Below are 23,125 nucleotides of genomic sequence, written 5' to 3'. Positions count from 1 at the left end.
AAGGTGAGGCAGTAGTAGTTCAAAATAATTTTCCTGGCTGACTAGTAGTATACCGTCCGAGTATGGTGAGTTGGCACTACTTAGCTATGAGTTACGTCAAGTTGGTATTGAGGACTAAAGTCCTTACTACAAGCACCTTAAAGCAAATGTTCTCCGTTAAGGATTAATTTTGAGTCAGTAATGTCAATTGAATTTCCGCACCAAATTCGAGTTAACGCTTGGTTAACTAGGTTATTATCTATACCCAAATTGCTTTTTGTACGGTTGGTTAGGCGATCGCCTACGGCGGGGCGCAGGCGATCGCTTCCAGTTCTGTTTGCCCTATCATTTGCTACAGTACTGCTATTACAAAACCTCACTCCAGTAACTGCACAAATACCCCAACCACGTCAAGAAATTCGCGGGGTTTGGCTAACAAATAATGATTTTGATATCCTCAGAGATCCCGCTAAAGTTCAGGACGCTCTGACTCAATTGCGGCGCTTGAATTTCAACACTGTTTATCCTGTGGTTTGGAATGATGGTTATACCAAATATCCCAGCACCGTCACCCAACGTATGGGTATTCCTTATTTCTTCAAAGGTACGGAAGGACAAGACGTAATTGCAGACATCATTAGTCAAGCTCGTAGTCAAGGTTTACTGGCTATACCCTGGTTTGAGTTTGGGTTTATGGCTCCCTTAACTTCCGAACTAGCATCACAAAATCCTCATTGGCTGACGCAAAAGCAGGATGGAACCCAAACTTCAATTAGTGCTGCGGGTGAGGTAGCATGGCTAAATCCCTTCCACCCAGAAGTGCAGAAGTTTATCACCGACCTTGTGGTAGAAATCATCACCAAATACAACGCTGATGGGATTCAATTTGATGACCATATGAGTTTACCTGTTGATTTTGGCTATGACAAATACACCATCAACTTGTACACTCAAGAAACTGGAAACCCGCCACCGTCTAATCCTCAAGCTCAAGCTTGGGTAAGATGGCGTGCTGATAAAATCACAGCTTTTATGGTGCAACTCAACCAAGCTGTGAAACTCAGAAAACCTAATGCGATTTTTGCGCTTTCACCCAATTACTATGACTTTGCCTATAAACTTCAATTACAAGATTGGATAAATTGGGTGCGTTTGGGTGTTGTAGACGAGCTTGCAGTTCAGGTTTACCGCAATGATTTACAAAGTTTCGTTAATACAATTAGTACCCCAGAAATTATAGAAGCACAGCAAGTAATACCTACTGGCATAGGTATTATGACAGGTTTGCGAAATCGCCCCACTTCGATGCAGCTAATTCAAGCTAAAGTACAGGCGGCGAGAGAACGGGGTTTAGGTGCGGTTTTCTTCTATTACGAAAGTCTTTGGGAGTTTGGCCCAGAACCCACACCACAGCGCCAAGCTGGGTTTCAAGCATTGTTTCCTAATTCTGTTACCCGTGATACTTCCCAATTTCGACCGAGAACGCCTAGTTTTAATACTGTGTCGTTTCCCTTATATACTAGAGGTGCTTCTGCTCAAACAAATCGCGGTTATTTTCTCGATGTAATAGTAGCCAACGGTCGCTCAAGACCTGTACTTTTAGATACAGGCTCGGCAGGGTTGCGAGTTCCTAGAGAGTTTTTAGGTAATGCACCTGTGAAGAGAACAGGTCAAGTAGTTAGGCAAGTATTACGTGATGGCACTATTTTAGAAGGAGAAATAGTTTACACTAATGTCCGGTTTGGTTTGATTTCCACTGAAGAACCTGTGCCGGTGCAAGTTGTTACTAGTCGCCGATGTGTTGCTAACAAACCTAATTGTTCTGCCAAAAGTGGCAGACCGTTTTCTGGTATCATGGGTGTCAATTATTCGGAAAGGTCGCTGCCTTATAACCCGTTAAGAAAACTACCTGGAAATTTAAGTAGTGGATTTATCATTACAGGTAAGCGTGGGAATAGTAACGGGAATATAATTTTCGGTTTAACACCACAGAATAGAAGCGGTTTCAACCTAACTTCTATGACTGCACAGCCTGCAATGACTGGTGTTCCTGGTAACAGATGGGACTCTAGAGTGAATGGAGTTTGTGTGGCGATCGCTCAAACTACCATGAACAATAATTGTAATGGTAGAATGGCGGTAGATACAGGGATAAATACCAGTTTTATTGAGTTTAAATCTGCTTCCCAAATGGGTAAACTCAAACCCGGAAGACTCAGCCCACAAAATACTGTTAAGTTAGCAATTCCGCATATTTTTGAATACAGCATAGTCCCCGGAAATCGCAACGGGTTTAATTTGTGGAATGCCAATGTTTCGCCACAACTAGACCAGTCTATGGTGGTGCATAGTGGGATTGCATTTATTGATGAGTACGATGTACTTTATGACTCAGTAAATGGGCAAATTGGTTTGCGCGATCGCAATTAAATAAACGTGAGTTCGATGAACCTCTCCCTCCCAACCTCCCTCTCCTAAAAAGCGTGGGATGAGAAACGAAAAAATAACCCTCTTACTCCCCTCTCCTCGTAGGAGAGGGGTTGGGGGTGAGGTCAAAACCGCACTGGTCGAACTCACGTTAAATAAGATAATAGGTAAGTGCATGAGGTTAATGCCATAATGCACCTACCTATCTACTATAGGACTTACGCAACTGGCAGATTTTTTCTGTAGGGTGTGTGACTGGCGAAAATATTTGAACGTAGTCATGAGACTTGTAGCGTCACGCACCAACCACCAATTGTGACACTTGCGTAAGTCCTGAATTAAAGCCTCTCTCCTTGTAGGGGAGAGGTTTGGAGAGGGGTTTTTAATATCCTTTGCTCTTTTCCAAAATCCTCTAAAAACTGCGTATTTCCATCCAGAGTATTAATAATTATCGAAAGAATAATACAGCGATAATATAAATTTTCTTATAGTTTTTTATCAAATTATACCAATTGGAAAAAAAGGATAAAACCTATACCAATGTAGGGACGCACATCTGTACGCCCCTACGATAATGGATGTTTTGCAAAGATTTTTTGAGTTGGTATTACAAATAGAACACTAGTAATTTAAGAGTAAATTTTGACATTGTTATGCTCAGAGTTCAAAGCATAACAATGACACTAAATAACGATGAATGCCTTACCCTGCTTGAACAAATTCGCTGGGGTGGAAAGCCAAAGTGTCCGTATTGTGAATCAACTAAAGCAACAGCATACAAGAAAGAACGCAGATATCATTGTAACGAATGTTTTACATCGTACAGTGTAACGGTAGGTACTCTTTTTCATAAAACTCATGTAGACTTACATAAGTGGTTTGTAGCGATTCGACTTGTACTGGATTCACCAGGAGGTGTCAGTGTGCGTCAGCTTGCCAGAGAGATTGGGGTTAATAAAAATACTGCCTGTTATATGCTTGAGCGTATTCGTGAAGCGGCTACAAAAGAAGAGCTATTTTTACAATCACTACTGTTTAATCTGGACTCTAAGGAGAGATGATAATGGGATGGGATGGGCCAGTTAGTGCAATAGCTACTGTAGGAAGTACATTGCTCACTTTTATCCAGTGGAGAGAAGCAAAAAATGCAAAAGATAAAAATAAAGAACTAGAAACAGAATTAAAAGACATTAAGCTAGCATTGGAGAACAATAAGACACGTCTGCAAGAGCAAGACCTCAAGTCAGAAAGCTTTTCTAATAAAGTAAAAGAAATATTGAAATCATTAAAGAAAGAGGTTAAAGTCCTGAAAGAATCTTCTGTAGATTCACCAATTTTGAAAGAATTAGCTGAACAGCTTGAAAAAAATATAGTTTCTTTTGATAGAGATATAAAAGAGCTTAAGAATCAAGTTAACCATTGTAAGGAGGCAGGAATTTGGTTGGAAGAGCATAAGAAATTTTTATCACAAGAGGCAGGGGCTAAAGCATTAGAAGGGTTTCCTCAAGTGCGTGAGCCTGGAGGGAAAGCTGATACACAAGAAGAATTAAATAGATTTTACAGAACCATAGAAGTTTACTTGCATTGGACTGCGAACAATCTTAAAGAAGGTCAATATCTTCCTTTAGATAAATCTATTCCTTTGTTTTTGCATCGTCATGTATATATAGCAGCCTTCAGATATATAAGAGACCATATTCAAGAACTTAAACTTAATGTTCCTGACTACATTTCTAATGAAGCATTAGTAGAGTTGAGGAAGAGTCTTGATGACTTAATTAAAGAAATCTCATAATTAAGCATTGCTACAACAGTTTTATAATTATAATTTATTAGTTTCCATTAGTAAAAATGTCTTTATATTCATTTAGCAAATTTTGATTAAAAAGCTGAGATTTCTGTTCCTTATTTTTAATTAATAGTTGGTTTGCATAGGATAAATAAGTGATAGCATTGTCTAAATCACGGACTTGTTCTGTGTCTTTGGCTTCTTTTTTTATGGCATTTAAAATGTAGATTATTTGCTTCAAATTATAAGCTATACGGTCTATAGGGTACATATATATTTGATTATTTCTATTTAATAGAATAGTATTGATTTAATTTTATGAAGTCACTACCTTTAAATAGGACACTAAAATTTATCTACTTTATTCATCTTTATAAAGGTTAAAGTAAGTACGATCTAAACTAATAAGGTTTCTGCACGATCGCACTTTCCCCCCCCAACCCACATCTCAAGCTGACAAAACCCCGGCTTATCTGCATAAACCGGGGTTTGCTGAATTAGCACAACTTGCAATTAAAGATATGCAGGACTTAACTCTTCGCGCCTAACCGCAACACTTGGGCGACAACTGCCAGGCTTGCTTCAAAAAGTGACTCACGTCCCCAGCGTAGCACCTGTTGACTGAGCAAGGCTTCCGCTTTTTGTTCCGACAAGGAACTCACTTGTTGGAATAAACCCGCAGCTTGAGCGCCACCGTGGGTTTCCATCCGCATACAACCGCCGGTTTCTGAGCAGATAACTGTGCCACAGTTGGCTTTGGGGTTGGTGGAACTGAGACGCAAGGCTGTTAAATCACCAACAATATCACCGGCTTTCGCTACAGGAACCCCGGCTAACTCGGCTTCTACTTGCTTTTGGTCTTGGTTGACAAATTGAATGCGGGTGATGTCATAGTCGCCACTTTCCTTTTTATAGGACACTGGTTGCCATTGTAAGCGACTCGCCAGCCAACCCAAAAATAGTAATGCTTGGGCGGAATTGCCTTTTTCGTAATCGATGGTTACGCGGTCAATTTCACCCAAGGCGGCGCGACGGTGTGGGGGATCGTAGGCTTCGGCTGTCAACTCTTGCCATGCAGCCAGTCTCCGCCAGTTTAAGTCAGCTAAAGGTACGCCATTTTCTACCAACTCTTGCAGACTACGTAAATCGCTTTCCGACTCGTTGAAGTCGCAAGAATCGACAATGACGTTATTACAAACGGCTGCCAATCTCTTAAATAAGCTGTTGTTGGGGTCTGGTGTCGCCTTCCACCACAGGAACTTAGGTAAACCACCTATCAACAAAGCCGGGATCATGCCGCCAATTCTTTCCAAAGCCGCAGGTGTACCACTGAGGGTAATATACTCGCAGCAAATCAGGGTGCTGGATGATTGTTTTTGGATGGGGCAGTAAGCGGAAACTTGCGCTTTTACCCCTTCATCTTCACCCACAATGGGAAATAGGGCAATAATTCGGCAAGGGTTGCGGAGGGCGATTTCGTCAGCAATCCGGGGACTAGTACTATAACTATAGGAAGTATTGCCATTAGGGCTGTTGCCTGTACCGTTAGCGCCTTGACGCTTGCTGTATTCTTCCCGCAGTTTAGCTATGGTTTCGGGTGTGGCTGTACCAGTTTCGGGTAGTGCGTATTTGATTTGTACTTGTCGTAGTGCAGCGTCTGTTTGCGGCCCTAAGATGCCATCAATTGGGCCATGATAAAATCCGAGAGTAGCTAGCAGATATTGGGTTTCTTCTGGTTCGTACACTACCAAAGTAAATGTAGTTGCACGAGTAGCAGGCGGTAATGCACCATCTTCACCAGTGAGGCCGTAGCTTTGCCAAATTTTATTCAGTTCCGCTTCAATTTCGTTTAGCGAAATATCCTTTGGGGCTTGAAGTGAGTATATAGTGGGAGCTTGGGAAATCATAGCCAATATTGTTAGTTGTTAGTTGACAGTTGACAGTTGACAGTTATCAGTTATCAGTTATCAGTTATCAGTTATCAGTTATCAGTTATCAGTTATCAGTTATCAGTTATCAGTTGCTGTTGACTATGAACTAATTACCAATTACCAATTACCAATTACCAATTACCAATTACCAATTAGAGCCTGCGCCAGCGACGACCGTCTTCGTTAATCAAATCTTCTGCTTTTTGTGGTTCCCAAGTACCTGCTTCATACTTGGGAATGGTGTTGGGGTCGGCTGGTATGTCCCAAACTGAAAGCGCGGGGGTGACTACCTGCCAAGCTGCTTCTACTTCGTCGGCTCTGGTGAATAATGTTTGGTCGCCCATCATACAATCAAGGAATAGGCGATCGTAAGCGTCGGAAGTAGCTTCAATCCCAAAGGAACCATAGCTAAAATCCATATCTACGGAACGAGTGCGAAATTCTGCCCCTGGCATTTTCACGTCAAACCGCAAGGAAATACCTTCATTCGGCTGTATCCGCATTGCCAAAATGTTGGCGTTTCTTTGCTGCGCGGCGGATGGAAACATCCGTGAAGGTACATCGCGGAAGTGGATGGAAATTTCACTGACTTTTTTCGGCATCCGTTTACCTGTACGTAGGTAAAAGGGGACACCTTGCCAACGCCAGTTATCTACCAAAAACTTCATGGCTACGTAGGTAGGAGTGGAGGAATTAGGGTCAACTCCTGGTTCTTCGTGATACCCCGGTACTTGTTGACCTTTCATCCAACCAGCGCTGTATTGTCCGCGTACTGCTGAACGTGACAAGTTATGCACATCGGCTAGGCGGGTGGCTTGTAATACTTTAACTTTTTCTGTACGGATACTATCGGCATCCATTGAGTTGGGGGCTTCCATTGCTGTGAGGCAATAAAGCTGCATGAGGTGGTTCTGTAACATATCCCGCAGTGCGCCGGCTTTTTCGTAGTAACCTGCCCGGTCTTCTACGCCTACGGTTTCTGCTACGGTAATTTGTACGTGGTCAACAAAGTGACGGTTCCACAGTGGTTCAAAAATGGCATTGGCAAAGCGGAATACCAGTAAGTTTTGAACTGTTTCTTTACCCAAGTAATGGTCAATGCGGTAGACTTGGTTTTCTTTACAATATTTCTGCACGACTTTGTTGAGGCTTTGGGCTGATGCCAAGTCTCTACCAAAGGGTTTTTCAATTACTAGACGATGTTTATACTCATCATCTAGCATTCCTCCTCCCCCTAGTTGCCTGATAGCTTCAGGGAAGAAGTTAGGGGCGACGGAGAGGTAAAACATCCGGTTTCCCCTTGTACCTCTTTTCTCGTCTAATTCGCTTAATAAATGTTTCAGTTTTTGGTAGCTTTCAGGGTTGTCTATGTCCCCAGGACAGTAGAACAGACCTTGAGAGAAATCTTGCCACAGTTCTCCAAGTTCGACGTTGCTATGAGCCTCTTCCATGCCTTTTTGCATTTGTTCACGGAAGTATTCATGACTCCATTCGCGACGCGCTACGCCAACAATGGTAGTTTCTGGGGGAATGCGTCGTTCCCGCCGCAATTTGAAAAGTGCGGGGACGAGTTTGCGCCAGGTAAGATCACCAGAAGCGCCAAAGATGACTATAATTTGGGGTTCGGGCATCCCTTGCTGTTGCAGACCAACGCGCAAAGGATTTTCTAGGAGACTAACCATAACAGTTTGTGGATTTTGAGATGGAGGTTTGGGGTATTGGGTGCTGGGGATTGGGTATTGGGTATTGGGGATTGGGTATTGGGTATCGAGGATTGGGTATCGGGGATTGGGTATCGGGGATTGGGTATTGGGAAAATTCTTTCCTAATTCCCAGTCCCCAGTCCCTAGTCCCCAGTCCCCAGTCCCTAGTTCCCAGTCCCTAGTCCCTAGTCCCCAGTCCCCAGCCCCCAGTCCCTATACTGGTGACAATAGCTTGACTTTGCCCTCTAAAGAGTTCATGAGGGACTGGAATGGCTGAACGAATTTGTTAAGGCCATCAGTTAATAATTCATCCATGACGACATCAATATTTATGCTGATGTCTGGGTCTTTGAGGCTTTCAATCAATTGGTAAGCTTCTGCAACTCCTGTGTCTACTCGGTTAGCGACTTCGCAATGGTCAGCACAAGCGGTAATTGTCGCTGGCGGTAAGGTGTTAACGGTGTCGGGGCCAATTAACTCATCGACGTACATGACATCGCTGTAGTGGGGGTCTTTGGTGCTGGTGCTGGCCCATAATAATCTTTGCACTTTTGCACCTTTGGCTGCTAGGGCTTGCCAATTCTCGCTCTCAATAATTTTTTTGTACTCTTGATAAGCAATCTTGGCATTAGCGATCGCTACTTTACCTTTAACAGCCCGCAATTTTGCTTCCAAATTAATATCATCAACGCCACGCGCTAATTTGGCATCAATTTTACCGTCAATGTTGATATCAATCCGACTGAGGAAGAAGCTAGCAACGGAAGCAATTTGGCTGATATCCTCACCTTGGGCTGACCGTTTTTCTAAGCCCCGAATATATGCCCAAGCTGTGTTGATATAGCTTTGCACAGAAAATAGCAGGGTGACGTTAACGTTAATCCCATCGGCTATTACCTGTTCTACAGCTGGCAACCCGGCTTCAGTACCGGGAATTTTAATCATCACATTTTCCCGCCCAATTTCTTGATAGTAGCGGTGGGCTTCGTTAATTGTTGCTTGTGTATCATGGGCGATGGTCGGTGGGACTTCGATACTCACATAACCATCCAATTTATTCGAGGCATCATATACAGGACGCAAGATATCGCAAGCACTACGGATATCTGCAAACACTAGGGATTCATAAATTTCCTGCGTGGGTTTACCTGCACGCACACCAGCTTCAATATCAGCATCATAAATGACATTGTTGGCGATCGCTTTTTCAAAAATCGCCGGATTAGAAGTAATGCCACATATACCCTGATTTTCCACCAGATTTTTGAGTTCCCCCGATTGGATAATGTCACGGCTCAAGTTATCCATCCAGATACTTTGGCCGTACTCTTTAATTTCCAATAAATGATTAGTAGCCATAACTAAAGTTCGTTCCACTCCGTAAAAGATGTTCTAAGTGAATTTGACAAAACACATCAAAGTATTGACGGTGACTTTTGCATTTTTGCTTTGTCCATCACTTATTACATCGGCCGGCTGAGATAATCTCTAGTACATTTAGCCCAGAAGATGCTGAGTTGTCAGTTGTCAGTTGTCAGTTGTCAGTTAACAGTTAACAGTTATCAGTTATCAGTTGTCAAAAGTTACTCTCCTCTGCTCTCCTGCCTTCTGCCTCCTGCCTTCTGCCTCCTACCCCTAATGACCATTCTGAATAAAAGACTCCACCTTTGCTACATCCTCTTTGCTACCAATAATTAAAGGTGTGCGTTGGTGTAGCTTCTTCGGTACAACTTCTAAGATATCGACTAAGCCTGTAGTTGCTCGACCACCGGCTTGTTCAATTACAAAGGCGAGGGGAGCAGATTCATATAACAAGCGCAATTTGCCTTCGGGTTTCTGAATTGTCCCAGGGTAGAGAAATACACCGCCTTGTACCAAAATTCTGTGGATATCGCTCACCATTGCGCCACTGTAACGTGCGGTGTAACCTTCTGTACGGTGAACGTAGCGGATATATTCCCGCATAGATTCTTCCCATTGCCAAAAGTTACCTTCATTGACGCTATAAACAGAGCCGTGGTTGGGAATGCGGATATTCTCTTCGCTGAGGATAAATTCTCCTAAGCTGGGGTCAAGGGTAAATGAATGAACGCCTTTACCTATAGTATAAACTAGCATCGTGCTGGGGCCATAGAGGATATAACCTGCGGCAATTTGCTTACGTCCGTTACTGAGGAGGTCTTTAGCTTGGCGATCGTTATCGTCTCCTTGCTGTTGACGGATCGAAAAAATAGAACCCAAGCTGAGATTTGTATCTGTGTTTGAGGAACCATCTATGGGGTCATACAGTAAGGTATAACGACCTATGGGGCAGTTTTCGGGAATATAGTATGGTTCATCCATTTCTTCCGAAGCAAGGCGACAGACTAAGCCGCTTTGCTTAAATACCGAGATAAATACATCATTGGCGTAGACATCCATCTTTTTGACGGACTCACCTTGTACGTTCACCTCTCCAGTAAATCCGAGAACCCCTTCCATTAAACCGGCACGGCTGAGGCGACGAGCAATTAGTTTGCCAGCTAAGGCAATACGATTCATCAATGCACTCAAATCTTGTGCATCCGCCGAAAAACTCTGGAGTTGCTGGAGGACGTGACGAGATAAGGTTGTACAATCGCGATCGAGAGCTTTGTCTGTAGCGTTATTGACAGAAAAATCCAAAGATTCTGAAGCTTGAGCCATTTATATGTACTCCCTAGTGACTGGCTGGTTGTTGGGTCAGGTTGTGCATTGTGAGGCACAGTTACTGCCTCTATCTTAGAAAGCTAATTTGATAACCTGGATGTGATTTTAGATAAACTAAAGAAAGTGAAAGAAATTAGGGATTGGGGACTGGGAACTGGGAACTGGAATATCAAACCTTCTGCCCTTTAGCTTCGTACTTGTTTCGATACATGAATACTTGGCTTGTTAAAACATAGGGTTACGTCCACCAAGGGGTATATTTTATAACTTACGCCTGAAAACAAAAAATCAAGGGTTTTGGTAAGAGTGTAGCTTTTATAAACCCTTACACCCTTACACCCTTACACCCCTACACCCTTAAACAAAGTAAAGTAATGAAAATCCGACTAGTTAGGATAATTTCTTGACAAATAATAACTAGCCGGATTTACTATTTAATTTCTATTAAATTGTTGAAATATTTCTAGCAAATATCAGCCATTAGTGTATTGATAAGTAGAATACAATTTGCTAGAATTGAGAACCATTATTAATTAGTATTCTTGTTTTTTCCCCCAGCTACCTCGTCGGTCATCTTCTCGCGGTTTCGCTTTGTTGACTCTCAATTGACGACCCATCCATTCTGCGCCATCTAATTCGGTGATAGCTGCATCTTCTTGGGCATCTTCATTCATTTCAACAAAGGCAAAACCACGCATCCGACCAGTTTCACGGTCAGTAGGTAAAACAACTCTTTTAACTTCGCCGTAGTCTGCAAATACGGCTCTTAAGTCTGCTTCGGTGGCACGGTAGGAGAGATTTCCAACGTAGATAGTCATGTGGGATCACGTAATTCTTAACAAAGAGCGGCTAGTCCAGTTGTCAAGGAGTTCTAGGCGATATTCGCCTAGTCTGTTCTGGTCACAGATGGTCTATGTTGTAGAACAGCAAGGATGGTTGCTAGCATTCATTCCAACTAAACCTACTATGCGACTGAACTGAGGCATACGCTCATATGATAACTGATCATGATAATTTTCAAAGTGAGAGATTTTACAATATTTTTCAATATGAAATCAGCAAGTCTTATAGATTTGATTGATGGAAAAGAAATGTAAAAGTTACCAATTAGTACAAATGCTTTACCTGTGGTGATTAATAATTAATCCGCTACCTAGCGTCTTAATCAAAGTAATTTATCGTGAATCAACGTGAGTTAGACAAATCATTTTTTACCTCACCGCTAACGCTGCTGATAATTTAGGACAGGGAAGTGCAAACTCAATTTTTGCTAATTTTTTTAAAGCTAGTGCATCCCCTACCTGTTTTAAATACTCATACCAAGTTGCAGTCAAAGATAGTGACTTATGCAGGGAGTAGGGATATGTCTGATGATGATTTTTCCTCTCCCTCCATATTCTTGTTGAAAGCAACTTAGTATCAGTACTAGTACTTAGTGTCTATTCAATCGATATTGATTGGGGGCCACTGGATCTGCCATTACTTAAGTCAGTTACGGGAGAGGGATAACTGTTAGCGCCTAATTGCTTATCCAGCCAGCTTTTTACAGGATCATCAGCCAAGTTGAGTCTCAGCACACCAGAAACAAATCCACCTAAGAAGGATGTTGGATGTTGAACAAACTGTTTGAATATTGGTGACAATTCACTAATGAACATTTAAAAAACTCCTGAGACTGTTGCAAAAAATATTACTTCTTAATTAATTTTAACTTGCAAACTTAATGTCAATAGTCAATAGTCAATAGTCAATAGTCCATAGTCAATAGTCCATAGTCAATAGTCCATAGTCCATAGTCCACAGTCCACAGTCCATACATTCCCCTCCAGGGAGGGGCTAGGGGTGGGTTACTCCCTCATCTCCCCCCACTCCCTCATCTCCCTCATCTCCCTCATCTCCCTCATCTCCCTCATCTCCCCCAGTCCCCAGCTAATGCGATCGCCATTTCTAAAGAAAACCTAAAACTAGCCTCATAGGTTTGTTTCCTAGCCAGATAATGCAGTGATGTGATTTACAATTCAAAAATAACCAGTAATCATGGCAAATACACCCAAAATACTGGCCTTTGCTGGAAGCACACGCATAGATTCCTATAACAAAAGGTTAGTGAAAATTGCCGCAGCAGGTGCAAAAGCAGCAGGCGCAGAGGTGACTTACATTGATCTACGGAATTTACCTTTACCTTTGTATGATGAGGATTTGGAAGCGCGAGATGGTTTACCAGCTAATGCTAGAACGCTAAAAGACCTGATGATTTCTCATCAAGGATTGTTGATTGCTTCTCCAGAATACAACAGTTCGTTGACGGCAGTGTTAAAAAATGCGATTGATTGGGCTTCTCGTCCAGCGCCAAATGAGCCACCCTTGGCTGCATTTGCGGGAAAAGTGGCGGCTATCATGAGTACTTCTCCAGGTGGGCTGGGGGGATTGCGAGGTTTGGTACATTTACGGTCTATTCTGGGAAATATTAAAGTATTGGTACTTCCTGATCAGGTGGCTGTTCCTAACGCTGATCAGGTATTTAATGCTGATGGTTCGTTGAAAGACCCCAGACAGCAAGAATCTGTGGGAAACTTGGGGAGAACTGTAGCGGATATTCTATTTAAGCTCAATTGAGGTCAAGCGTAGGCGTAGCCCGCCGCAGGTATCGCCTGATTTATGTGCTGTGCTGGTGGTGCTGGGGGTGCTTGGGGTGCGATCGCTTCTCATCCGCAGTAAAATCTAGCTGTTATCCTATTGACCTGATTTTGACACTCCTCGATCTAAAGATACGAGGATTCTTGCTTCATCCGTCCTCTCTAGAAACTTGAATACGAGTATTCAAGTTTCCCCGTTTGGATACGTCCACAAACATACACGGACTGCCCGACCGCGTTTGAAAAGGTTTTTAATTTCTGACTTTACTCCCACATTTGTACAAGATTTAGGATTTATACTACCAGGGTTCCGGAGCAGGAGTCGTCCGCTTGACCTACTTCGTCTTTTTTATGTGCGCTTTACCGCTATCCGCTATACTATCACAAAAGCCGCCCTTCTAGGGCAGGGCTTTAAACCCAGTTTTTTGGTAAATTAATCCCCAAAGCTACAATTTGCTGATTCATCCAAGCTGTTGCTGTAGTTTCGTCAGTTTCTATTGCTTTTTCTACTCCTGTTTTAGCAATTTCTAGCAATTGCTGAGACTGTTCCTGAGCTTGTCGAGATGTTCTCACTTTTTGTGTAATTTCCTGACGAATACTCTCATTGGGTAATGTTACTGGAATATTCAATAAATCTTCTGTTGAAATTGTCGGATACATACTCGCTGTTGTATGTAGGTCAAGAATCTCACACACAACGGGTAATCGTAGATAAACTAGCAATACTTCAGGTTCTACCTCGATAGGTTTTAAAACAGCGAAACCAGAAGAACAGACATAATTATTTTGTGCTTTTTCAATTAATGCTGAAAGTCTTCTAATAGGTCGGACTGTTGAAGTAATCACATCATTAATTTTAACAATCCATTGAGCGCGGCTTGGTGCATCTGTCATCTCAACAACATCACTACTCGCAAATCCCTCTCCATTTAAATTTCTAATTTCAATATAGTTAAATGTCCCCTGTTTACTAGGTTGAAACTTTCTTTTAGCAAGGCTAGCAATATCTCGAATACGCAGCCCTGAGCTACGCATTATAGACATTATTTGTTGCTGTTTAGGTTGATAATATTCGGCATCTAAGCGACCAGAGGCTAGAAATGAAGCTGAAAAACTTTTCTCAGCAATGTTATCTTCAGTCAGTTGCCAATCTTGTAAGTTAAGTTTTGAAAGTAGTAAATCTTCGGCTTGTTGATAAATAATTACTGATTGATCACGAAAATTTTTAGCAATATTTATTAATGAGTTAATAAATTGTTGAAATTGCTGATTAGCTAAAAAAACCACCGTTGTCTTCAGGTCATCTAAATTTAGACCTGTTTGGATAGCACCTCTGCTCTTTCTTAGCAGTAGCTTCTTTCCATAATCACTGTTTAGGTATGCTAATAAATATTTAGAAAATATCTCATCACCATAGCGAATCACAGTATTCTTACAGCTAAAGATTGCTGGTAAAATCTCATCAGTGACAATTGAGCTATTTCCTAAAGTACCAACTACCGAAATCAGAATATCATTTTTGCATAGCTGATATTTTATTAATCTTTTGTAGTCTGGTTCCGGTATGTAAACATTGTCATCATTCTTCATAAAGAATGGCTTAACATCTCTTCCTCTGACATATCTATAAGGTGATTCCTTTTCATAGTTTTCTACGATAAATTGAGAACCAAAAGGGCCAATTAAAAAGCTAACTTTATCACCAAGTAAACAGTGTTCCTTGCTAAAAATCTTTGCCTCAAGTCGCAGAAAATCAGGACGATAGTGTTCTGAGTCAATTCTTCCAGAAAACTCTAAATTACTGAACTTAACCTCTGCTGCTTCTAGCCCATCCATTAACCGCCGATACTTCTCCTCATCAAACGGTGTAACAGATGGGCTTGGTTCAAAAAAACTTAACTTCTCCTTTTTTGCAAACTCAATAAACGCCTCAGCAATACCATCCTCCGTCACTCCCTCATGATTAAACAAATCATGGTCAACAAGCAAATGACCATGTTCATCTTGCAAAAATATCTTCTCCTTATCTTGTGACGATAACTCCTCTTCTGACTTCGACAAAACCCGTCGCCAAATTTTCTCACCAGAATTATCTTTTCCCGACTTCCGCATCGTCGCAAAAAAGATATTATAATCTTCAACTCTAGGACACAAAGCCCCCACCTTGGGGTCATCATTCCATTTCTGGACAAATAATACTGATGTCTTCGTTCCTGTATGGGGTTTAAAAGTATTTCCATGCAGCCCCACAACAGCTAAAATGCGACAGCGTTCAGCAATAAAATCTCGAATATCTTTATCTGATGAATTGTTAAACCGTCCTTGGGGTAAAACAATAGCCATTCTTCCCCCAGGCTTCAAAAAATCCAAGTTACGCTCAATAAATAAGATATCTCTGCCTACCTTCGATTGCCAAGCACCATTGGGCTTTTTTGCTAAATCATATCTATGAATAATCTGTGGTTCTTTAATATCTCCAGCAAACGGCGGGTTGGCCATCAAGATATCAAACTGAAACTCTTTATAACTATCCTTATTGCTGCGTAACTTCTTTAACCTTTTAAAACCTTCAAAATAGATATTTTGCCAATCTTCATTGCGCGTTACTTCATCCCAACTAGCGAAATCTAAAGTGTTGAGATGTAACACATTAGTTTGTCCATCACCAGCAATTAAATTTAAGGTTCTGGCTACACGTACCGCCTTTTCATCAAAATCAATAGCAAATACCCTTTCTTGAACATATTTTTCACAGCGATAAGGCTTCTCTTCCAAAGAAAATAAATTGCTGACTTTTATCCCTTCATCTTCTATTATTTGTTGCCAAACATGAAAAATAGTATGTACTGGAAAACCAGAAGAACCCGCCGCCGTATCAATCATATACTCATCCTCTTGGGGATTGAGCATTTTCACACACATATCAATTACATACCGGGGTGTAAAATATTGTCCCTTTTCACCTTTGCTACTCTGATTAATCAAATACTCGAATGCTTCATCGACTATATCTAAATTCGAGTTAAATAATTTCACATTTTCCAAGGACGATACACAAATCGAGAGGTGAGAAACAGTCAAAGCAATTTTACTATCTTCACTAAATACCCCTTCCCATTGCTTTTTAGCCCTATCAAATAAATTTTGAATCTTATTTTTAAGGGCGGTGTCGGTTTGTCCTGTATTTCTAAACTCTAATAATCGAGTATGGCGGTTATTTCCCCTTCCCGATAACCATTCATCATATAATTTGGTAAAAATGAGTTTAAATACTTCCTCAAACACATCAACTCCTGCATTAGCCAAGACTTCATCTTCCATTTCCTCAATCAAGGCTTTCAGAGATTTATTTTCGTTGACGAGTTTATCTTTTTTAATTAAGTCTGCTAAAGTAAATCTAACATTAAGAATATCTGCTAAGGTTTGGTTAGCATTGGGAATATCTGTAATATCTTCAAAGTAATTGGGATTTTTACGCTGATAGAAAGAAATTTGATCACCATTTGTCCAAATGCCAATTGGTGCGCCTGTGGCATTACAATAAGAGCGTAATTGTTCCTTACCATCTTTTAATTTGGGCTTTTTTAGTTCTACAATAATGTAGGGAAAATTCGGTCTATCTTTATCAGCAATAGCAATATCAGCTTTTTTCTTTTCTCGCCCAAATGTGACCACATACTCAACTGTAATTCTGTTGATGGGATAAAGATATCGCTGCATCAATACTTGTAAATAAAGCTGTCTCACTGCTTCTTCTGGTGTGAGTTTTATTTCTTTATTTCGCACCAAACATCTCACATAAGGTACATCCCCAGTTTTCGTTTGCTTGATAATGATAGAATTTTCTAAGTTATCAATTTCTGGGGTTGTGAATTGAGACAGTTTATAGTTAGAGTCTTTAAAAATAGCAGCAAGATTCATTAGGCTTGTGATTTTACTTTGACTAACTACCAGGAGCATTTCAGTGTCACTATTTCCTCCTGAACTGGGTCAAGAATATCAATTGAAATTGATATTCTTGAATACTTAATCTGGGGAGTCTGCGACTAAAGAAATCATTATATTTTCTTGTAGGGTGGGCATTGCCCACCAAAATCATGATACGGTGGGCAGTGCATCGGCCTACTCAATACAATACTCATATGTAAGATTAAGCTTAACTAAACACTTCAACTTCCTCAACTGCATTGATTTGGTCAAGTATTCCCCAAACTTGTTGTAATAATGGCTCTAACCCGGTACGAGTTACCGCAGAAATTAAGAAAACTGGAGCGTGAGACAGGTGATTTAATTGGGTAGCTAGTGCTTCTAAATCTACATTTTCTCTGTCAACTGCATCAATTTTATTTAAGGCTAAAATTTGCATTCGCTCTGTTAAACCGCGTCCGTAAGCTTGCAATTCCTGCTGAATTGTATTGTAGTCTCTGATGATATCATCACTAGTAGCATCAATTAGGTGTAGCAATACCCGCGTGCGTTCGATGTGGCGTAAGAAATCATGTCCTAAACCTGCACCTTCGGCTGCACCCTCAATTAGTCCGGGGATGTCGGCAAATACTGTACCATCACCTGTAGGCTTTCTCACTACACCTAAGTTTGGTATCAGGGTTGTAAATGGGTAGTCAGCAATTTTGGGACGCGCTGCGGATAAAGATGAAATTAATGTTGATTTACCTGCATTTGGTAAACCAATAATTCCTACTTCTGCTAACAGTTTCAACTCTAAACGTAGCAGTTTTCTTTCACCTGGTAATCCTGGGAGGGCGTATTCTGGGGCGCGGTTACGGTTACTTAAAAAGTGTTGATTTCCTAATCCTCCTTTACCACCTTGTGCAATGACTAGCCTTTGGTTAGGTTGAGTTAAATCACCTAATAAATCGTCTGTTTCCGCATCATAAATTACTGTGCCACAAGGAACTTCGATAATTAAATCTTTCCCGGAAGCACCAGTGCAGTTGTTGGGGCCGCCACGACCGCCATTTTCGGCTTTAAATATATGGTTATAGCGAAAGTCCAACAGGGTTTGTAGACTTTCTACAGCTACGAAAATCACGGAACCACCCCTTCCGCCATTACCACCGGAAGGGCCGCCGGCTGGTACATACTTTTCTCGCCGGAAGGCGACAATACCATCGCCACCTTTACCAGCTTCTACTTCGATTTTTGCTTGGTCGATAAATTGCATAGTTAGTCATTAGTCATTGGTCATCTGACTTTTCACGGGATCTGGAAGACCTCACTTCCATTCCTCTCTCCTACAAGGAGAGAGGCTTTGATTTCTCCCCCTTCCCTACAAGGGAAGGGGGTTGGGGGGTTAGGTCTGACGTTAGCTTTTCCACATAACGTGAAAAGTCAGATTGGTCATCAGTCATTGGTCAATGGTCAATGGTTCTTCATCACTCATGCTTGGGAGTTTGACCCATTGATAATAACGGTGCGTTACGTTATGACGATCAGCTAGGCTGGGCGCTTGCGCCATCGCACTCGCAAAAACAGATGCTTTTTTAATTGCTCTACATAACAGGTTACGTCTATATAGTCTTCTTTACCAGTGTTGAGTACCGTCTTGTGAGTAGGTAGCAGGGCAAAAAACTGATGACTATGGACTAATGACTCATGACCAATGACTAATAACTAAATATAAGCGGAAATATCCTCCTTACATTCATCCGCCAAGTAGGAGAGGGCGCGGAAGCGTAAACTTACAAGTTGTTCATATAGTGGATTGAGTTTACACAACGGCGGAATATGAACTATTTTATGTCCAAATATGGTGACATCTCTCTCGAAGGGACATTGGGCGGGAATCATTTTACACAAAAATCTGGCTACTCTGGGGTCTTGAATTTCTAACCCATCTAACCAGTCTCGCAGGGGATGTAATACGTCGTGTGAACTGACCTGACACGGGGTGAGCGGAGGAGAGTCTAATTGTTCTTTAACTGTTAAAGTTTGCCGTAGGGCTGGGAGTATGTCTTCGGGTTCACCTAATGCTTGACATAATTGGTGTAATAGTTCATCCTCTTGAGGTGAATATGTACCATCTGCGATCGCTACTATCACAGCTGTACGCAAAAAATTCTCTGCATCTGGTGTATGTTTCCCCAAAACAGCCGCTAGTTCTTCTGGTGTAATTACTGGGAGCGAATCCCATTCTATACTAGGGGCTAATTCTTCTTTGGTAATCGTGAAAATTGACTCTTTCTCCTGTTCGTCAAAATTACCATCAGCCCAAGCTATTGTTAGCAGTCCCCGCAACCAAGCGGCAATTTGTTCGCTACTGTGGGGAGATTCAACTACACTTGTCATAAACTCACACTCACTGATTCTTAACTAAAATTAAGTTAGTTTTATTACTCTACAATTGTAACAATTTGTATTTTCTAGCCGTTAAGATTTGTTTAGCATTTCTCAATTGGTAGCTTGAGGTTGTGCAAAAGTTACATCTTCATATATCCTAGCGATCGCACACCGAAAATCTACACTAGCCAAATGTATCTCATCCCCTTGTGTGTAAGGATAATTATCTATATAGCTGTCCCCACATAGGGCGCGGACATTGATGAATCATCAAATCTTGACTGCAAGGGCTTTCTCTTGCCTGTCCCCTGCTAGAAAATTCAAAATAAAAAATGGCGAGGGGTATAAGGATTTGAACCGCTTACACTCCTGCACCCTTGAACCAAAACTTTGGTTTTTAATTACTAATGGGACTGTCCTAAAAAATGCTAAATCTAAAAAACGAGTATTTTTTTAGTCATGGATTTTGCATATTTAGTTTAAAGTTTTAAAAACTCCTGGTTCCTGCTGCATGGGCAAGACAGTTAAAATATCGGTTTGAGAACAATATTTTAGGTCTTCATCACATTCAAGGCGTAACAAACGTTTGCCGTGACTGGCATGATGGAATAATCCTAATAAATTGTTTTGCCATTGTGAGTAAAGAGCGATCGCACTAATTACTTCATCATTACCAGCTAATTCTTCAGGTGGTAATTGGGATTTTTCCACAACAGCATGAGCGATCGCACCGGCACAGGCTGTATCTTCTAGGGAAAAACTACCTTCCCAACCTGAACCAACTATCCAGACTGTCTCTGGTTGCTTTTCCAGAAGATACTGCACTACGGCGGCGCGGTTAATAAAAGCGGCTGTGAGTACAGTGGCAGAGTGTTGTACCCGTTTTAAAGCACGAGTACCATTAGTAGTACTAATGAACAAACGCCGTCCCTCCACTAATTCTGGTGTGCAGTCAAGGGGAGAGTTACCCAATTCAAAACCAGAGACTTTCCCACCGCCACGCTCGCCAGCTCGGAGCCGTTTTTGGGAAGGCCATGTTTCACTAACTGCAATTAGTTCGTCTAAATCGCTGAAGACCTGTACAGCTTCACCACCAGCCGAAAGAACGGTGGCGATGGTGCTAGTGGCTCGTAAGACATCGACCGCGATCGCGCAGTCAGGAGCCTGATCTTTAGGGGTTAATTCCGGAGTATGGTATACAAATAGCTTCACGCGCGGGAAACACCTGCTTCAAATACTACTGTCGAGATTACATTCTAATGGGTGTTCTTCTCTATAATTACACCTGAGTTGAGCTTTATTTTTTATGGTTTGGCAAGAGTAATTCTTATTATGCGATCGCCCCAGGGGAAATGGCGGTAATCTGGAGGGAGATGAGGGAGATGAGGGAGATGAGGGAGATGAGGGTCAACTGATAACTGTCAACTGTCAACTGATAACTGTCAACTGTCAACTGATAACTGATAACTGATATGGCTCCTTTACCTGAATATCGTCCTAAACAAATGTCTGTAGGCCCTTTGGAGGCAGAAATTTTAAATATTGTCTGGGAATTGGGTTCAGCTACAGTCAAAGATGTTCACGATCGCATTCTGGCTGACCCTAACCGGGAGTTAGCTTATACTTCTGTGACGACGGTGTTGCGTCGCCTTACGGATAAAGGTTGGTTAGCTTGTGATAAAAAAGGGCGGGCTTTTTACTGGCGACCATTACTATCAAAGCAGCAAGCAGAGGTCATTAAAGCCCATGAACAACTACATCGCTTTTTGGCGGTGGGCAACCCTGATGTAGTGGCAGCTTTTGCTGATAGTCTGGATGAAGCAGCCAGTGAACAAATAGAAGCGATCGCTAAACGGATTCAAGCTGCACGCCAAGCCAGGGAGGGACAATAATGCACTTGCTGATGATTTTAACTGCTTTGACAGTTTCTTGGATTGTCAGAGGTTCTTGGATTAAATCCCCTGGTAATTGGGCAGCGCGGTGGCAAAGAACGTTATTTTTCTTTCTATTTCCACCATTGTTTATTTTGATGACTGCGATCGCTCTTTTGTGTATGGGGCCTCAAGGTAAAATGGGAGGTGTATACACAGGTTGGTTCAGCTACGTACTGGCCTTAACCTTTCTAGGGTATTTCTCTTTTTTGTGCGTCAAGTTGGCTATTAGTGGCTGGCGATCGCTACAATCTGCCCGTTACTGTCCTTTAATTAATGTTGAGGGTAAACAAGTCCGGCTACTCGACACAGAAGCGCTATTTGCTGGTCAAATTGGTTTTTGGCAACCTGAACTAGTAGTTAGCCAAGGATTACTACAAACATTATCCCCAAGCCATGTAGAAAGCGTTTTAGCCCACGAGCAAGGACATTTCCAATATAGGGATACATTTTGGTTTTTCTGGCTGGGTTGGGTGCGTTCTTGCACTGCTTGGCTACCAAATACAGAGGCTTTATGGTACGAACTGTTAGTGCTGCGCGAACTCCGCGCCGACAGTTACGCTGCATCCCAAGTAGATCCCTTATTGCTAGCAGAATCACTGTTATTAGTAGTTAGTAACGGTTCTGCGTTATCACAATCGGAAATATGCTGTGCAGCCTTGGGTGCAGATGCAGGCGATCGCTTGGAACAGAGAATAGAAGCCTTATTAACACCGCCAAACTATAATCAAGACAATCGGTTACAGTCTTGGCATGGTTTCATTTTGGCACTGCTGCCATTGGTGACTGTAATATTTCACACTTGATTAAAACAGGGAATAGGGTACAGGTGACAGGTTACAGATGATTTAGAAAATCTTGGCAACACATTGATTATCTGTAGGGGCGCACAGATGTGCGCCCCTCATCTACGTTTATCTGCGTTTATCTGCCTTCAATTTTTTATTATCGGCTTGTATCGGCGGTTAATATTATCATCTCATGCCACATTTTCGCCTTGACAGGCCACTAGTAATACAATCTTGTTGTTAGATAAATACAAGATATTATGCGGGTTTTTACATACGATCGCCGTTTTTTGGTTCTGATTCTTTGTATCATTGCCGTTTTAGCTGCCTGCGTGCCAGCGTTTTTAAGAAAAAGTAGTCAGCAAGCAACGCCTCACAATGTGGTGATTTTTGTGGCTGATGGATTGCGACCAGCTACGGTAAATGCCAATGATACACCGACATTGTACGAGATTCAACAGCAGGGAGTGAAGCTTGTGAATACTCACTCATTGTTTCCTACATTTACCACAGCCAATGCTTCGGCGATCGCAACTGGGCATTATCTGGGCGACACGGGCGATTTTAGCAATGTCATCAAGAGCCTGATTTGAATGTTTTGGCTTACTATACGCTTTCTGCATACACTGTTGATATTACAGCCTTAGATCAAGCTTTGGCGAGACGTTTGCCTCGTTATCCTCAATTACCTGCTACGCTTTTGGGTCGTCTTGCTGTTGATAATAAACAAAAAGGTAGGCGATTTGTGACCTAATGTTAATAGATGCTCTCAAAAAGGCGCTGAATGTTTCTACACAAGTTGCATCTCTAGCTGTGATAGTTGAAGCTTTGGATGAGGTAGCGCTCAATTTTTATTTAAAGTACAGTTTTCAACAATTTAGACAAGATTCTCTAAAGTTATATTTACCCATGAAATCTGTTCAAGAGCTTTGTCAAACTCTTGACCTATAAAT

General features: G+C 41.8%; 20 protein-coding genes. 9 read left to right on the top strand and 11 right to left on the bottom strand.

Translation table 11 applies throughout. The annotated features are described in order from the left end of the window. The first annotated feature begins 180 nt into the window (after nt 1-180). The 3 genes from H6G83_RS11710 (at nt 181) to H6G83_RS11700 (ending at nt 4,201) form a co-directional block, all read left to right on the top strand. On the top strand, nt 181-2,409 hold the full coding sequence (locus tag H6G83_RS11710) for a glycoside hydrolase family 10 protein (RefSeq protein WP_190471677.1): 2,229 nt from the start codon (nt 181-183) through the stop codon (nt 2,407-2,409). A 674-nt stretch (nt 2,410-3,083) separates the two neighbouring features. Next, nucleotides 3,084-3,467 (top strand): transposase, encoded by a 384-nt coding sequence (locus tag H6G83_RS11705; RefSeq protein ID WP_190471673.1) that lies wholly within the window; start codon nt 3,084-3,086, stop codon nt 3,465-3,467. 2 nt (nt 3,468-3,469) lie between these two features. Next, the gene (locus H6G83_RS11700) at nt 3,470-4,201 is read left to right on the top strand and encodes a globin family protein (protein ID WP_190471670.1); all 732 of its coding nucleotides are present in this window, start codon (nt 3,470-3,472) and stop codon (nt 4,199-4,201) included. A gap of 37 nt (nt 4,202-4,238) precedes the next feature. Here the strand turns inward: H6G83_RS11700 and H6G83_RS11695 are convergent, their stop codons facing one another. The 7 genes from H6G83_RS11695 to H6G83_RS11665 all read right to left on the bottom strand — a co-directional run bounded on the left by H6G83_RS11695 (nt 4,239) and on the right by H6G83_RS11665 (nt 12,175). Beyond that, a complete protein-coding gene (locus H6G83_RS11695) occupies nt 4,239-4,466 on the bottom strand; it encodes a hypothetical protein (protein WP_190471667.1) in 228 nt (75 codons plus the stop codon). A 259-nt stretch (nt 4,467-4,725) separates the two neighbouring features. Next, on the bottom strand, nt 4,726-6,102 hold the full coding sequence (opcA, locus tag H6G83_RS11690) for a glucose-6-phosphate dehydrogenase assembly protein OpcA (RefSeq protein WP_190471665.1): 1,377 nt from the start codon (nt 6,100-6,102) through the stop codon (nt 4,726-4,728). A gap of 176 nt (nt 6,103-6,278) precedes the next feature. Continuing rightward, nucleotides 6,279-7,808 carry a glucose-6-phosphate dehydrogenase gene (zwf, locus tag H6G83_RS11685; protein WP_190471662.1) on the bottom strand — a complete coding sequence of 510 codons (1,530 nt, stop codon included), beginning with the start codon at nt 7,806-7,808 and terminating at the stop codon, nt 6,279-6,281. A gap of 234 nt (nt 7,809-8,042) precedes the next feature. Beyond that, nucleotides 8,043-9,188 (bottom strand): transaldolase, encoded by a 1,146-nt coding sequence (gene tal, locus H6G83_RS11680; protein ID WP_190471660.1) that lies wholly within the window; start codon nt 9,186-9,188, stop codon nt 8,043-8,045. A gap of 276 nt (nt 9,189-9,464) precedes the next feature. Continuing rightward, nucleotides 9,465-10,514, bottom strand: coding sequence for a class 1 fructose-bisphosphatase (gene fbp / locus H6G83_RS11675; protein WP_190471657.1), 1,050 nt, complete (start codon nt 10,512-10,514; stop codon nt 9,465-9,467). Nucleotides 10,515-11,050: 536 nt separating this feature from the next. Beyond that, on the bottom strand, nt 11,051-11,335 hold the full coding sequence (locus tag H6G83_RS11670; RefSeq protein ID WP_190471654.1) for an RNA recognition motif domain-containing protein: 285 nt from the start codon (nt 11,333-11,335) through the stop codon (nt 11,051-11,053). A 621-nt stretch (nt 11,336-11,956) separates the two neighbouring features. Beyond that, entirely contained in the window at nt 11,957-12,175 is a 219-nt protein-coding gene (locus H6G83_RS11665; RefSeq protein ID WP_190471651.1) for a hypothetical protein, read from the bottom strand. A gap of 379 nt (nt 12,176-12,554) precedes the next feature. On the opposite strand from H6G83_RS11665, the gene H6G83_RS11660 reads away from it, so the two are divergent. Then, on the top strand, nt 12,555-13,133 hold the full coding sequence (locus H6G83_RS11660; protein ID WP_190471648.1) for an NADPH-dependent FMN reductase: 579 nt from the start codon (nt 12,555-12,557) through the stop codon (nt 13,131-13,133). Between the two features lie 431 nt (nt 13,134-13,564). Here the strand turns inward: H6G83_RS11660 and H6G83_RS11655 are convergent, their stop codons facing one another. The 4 genes from H6G83_RS11655 to H6G83_RS11640 form a co-directional block, all read right to left on the bottom strand. Further along, nucleotides 13,565-17,074, bottom strand: a complete 3,510-nt coding sequence (locus H6G83_RS11655) for an N-6 DNA methylase (RefSeq protein ID WP_190471645.1) — start codon at nt 17,072-17,074, stop codon at nt 13,565-13,567. Between the two features lie 235 nt (nt 17,075-17,309). After that, nucleotides 17,310-18,338 carry a GTPase ObgE gene (gene obgE / locus H6G83_RS11650; protein WP_190471642.1) on the bottom strand — a complete coding sequence of 343 codons (1,029 nt, stop codon included), beginning with the start codon at nt 18,336-18,338 and terminating at the stop codon, nt 17,310-17,312. Between the two features lie 449 nt (nt 18,339-18,787). Further along, nucleotides 18,788-19,462, bottom strand: a complete 675-nt coding sequence (locus H6G83_RS11645) for a Mo-dependent nitrogenase C-terminal domain-containing protein (RefSeq protein WP_190471637.1) — start codon at nt 19,460-19,462, stop codon at nt 18,788-18,790. A 465-nt stretch (nt 19,463-19,927) separates the two neighbouring features. Beyond that, nucleotides 19,928-20,665, bottom strand: a complete 738-nt coding sequence (locus tag H6G83_RS11640) for a 2-phosphosulfolactate phosphatase family protein (protein ID WP_190471632.1) — start codon at nt 20,663-20,665, stop codon at nt 19,928-19,930. Between the two features lie 260 nt (nt 20,666-20,925). On the opposite strand from H6G83_RS11640, the gene H6G83_RS11635 reads away from it, so the two are divergent. The 5 genes from H6G83_RS11635 to H6G83_RS11615 all read left to right on the top strand — a co-directional run bounded on the left by H6G83_RS11635 (nt 20,926) and on the right by H6G83_RS11615 (nt 23,123). Beyond that, on the top strand, nt 20,926-21,345 hold the full coding sequence (locus H6G83_RS11635; RefSeq protein ID WP_190471629.1) for a BlaI/MecI/CopY family transcriptional regulator: 420 nt from the start codon (nt 20,926-20,928) through the stop codon (nt 21,343-21,345). Then, nucleotides 21,345-22,190 (top strand): M56 family metallopeptidase, encoded by an 846-nt coding sequence (locus tag H6G83_RS11630; protein ID WP_190471626.1) that lies wholly within the window; start codon nt 21,345-21,347, stop codon nt 22,188-22,190. Before H6G83_RS11635 ends, H6G83_RS11630 begins: the two co-directional genes overlap by 1 nt. Nucleotides 22,191-22,432: 242 nt before the next feature. Continuing rightward, nucleotides 22,433-22,765 (top strand): alkaline phosphatase family protein, encoded by a 333-nt coding sequence (locus H6G83_RS11625; RefSeq protein ID WP_242044544.1) that lies wholly within the window; start codon nt 22,433-22,435, stop codon nt 22,763-22,765. Between the two features lie 5 nt (nt 22,766-22,770). After that, nucleotides 22,771-22,926: a hypothetical protein gene (locus H6G83_RS11620; protein ID WP_190471625.1), complete on the top strand. Its 156-nt coding sequence runs from the start codon at nt 22,771-22,773 to the stop codon at nt 22,924-22,926. After that, nucleotides 22,926-23,123, top strand: a complete 198-nt coding sequence (locus H6G83_RS11615) for a hypothetical protein (protein ID WP_190471622.1) — start codon at nt 22,926-22,928, stop codon at nt 23,121-23,123. Before H6G83_RS11620 ends, H6G83_RS11615 begins: the two co-directional genes overlap by 1 nt. Nucleotides 23,124-23,125: the final 2 nt, after the last annotated feature.

This window comes from Anabaena azotica FACHB-119 (assembly GCF_014697625.1).
GTDB classification, from domain to species: domain Bacteria; phylum Cyanobacteriota; class Cyanobacteriia; order Cyanobacteriales; family Nostocaceae; genus Trichormus; species Trichormus azoticus_A.
This window is presented reverse-complemented; position numbering and strand designations above follow the sequence as displayed.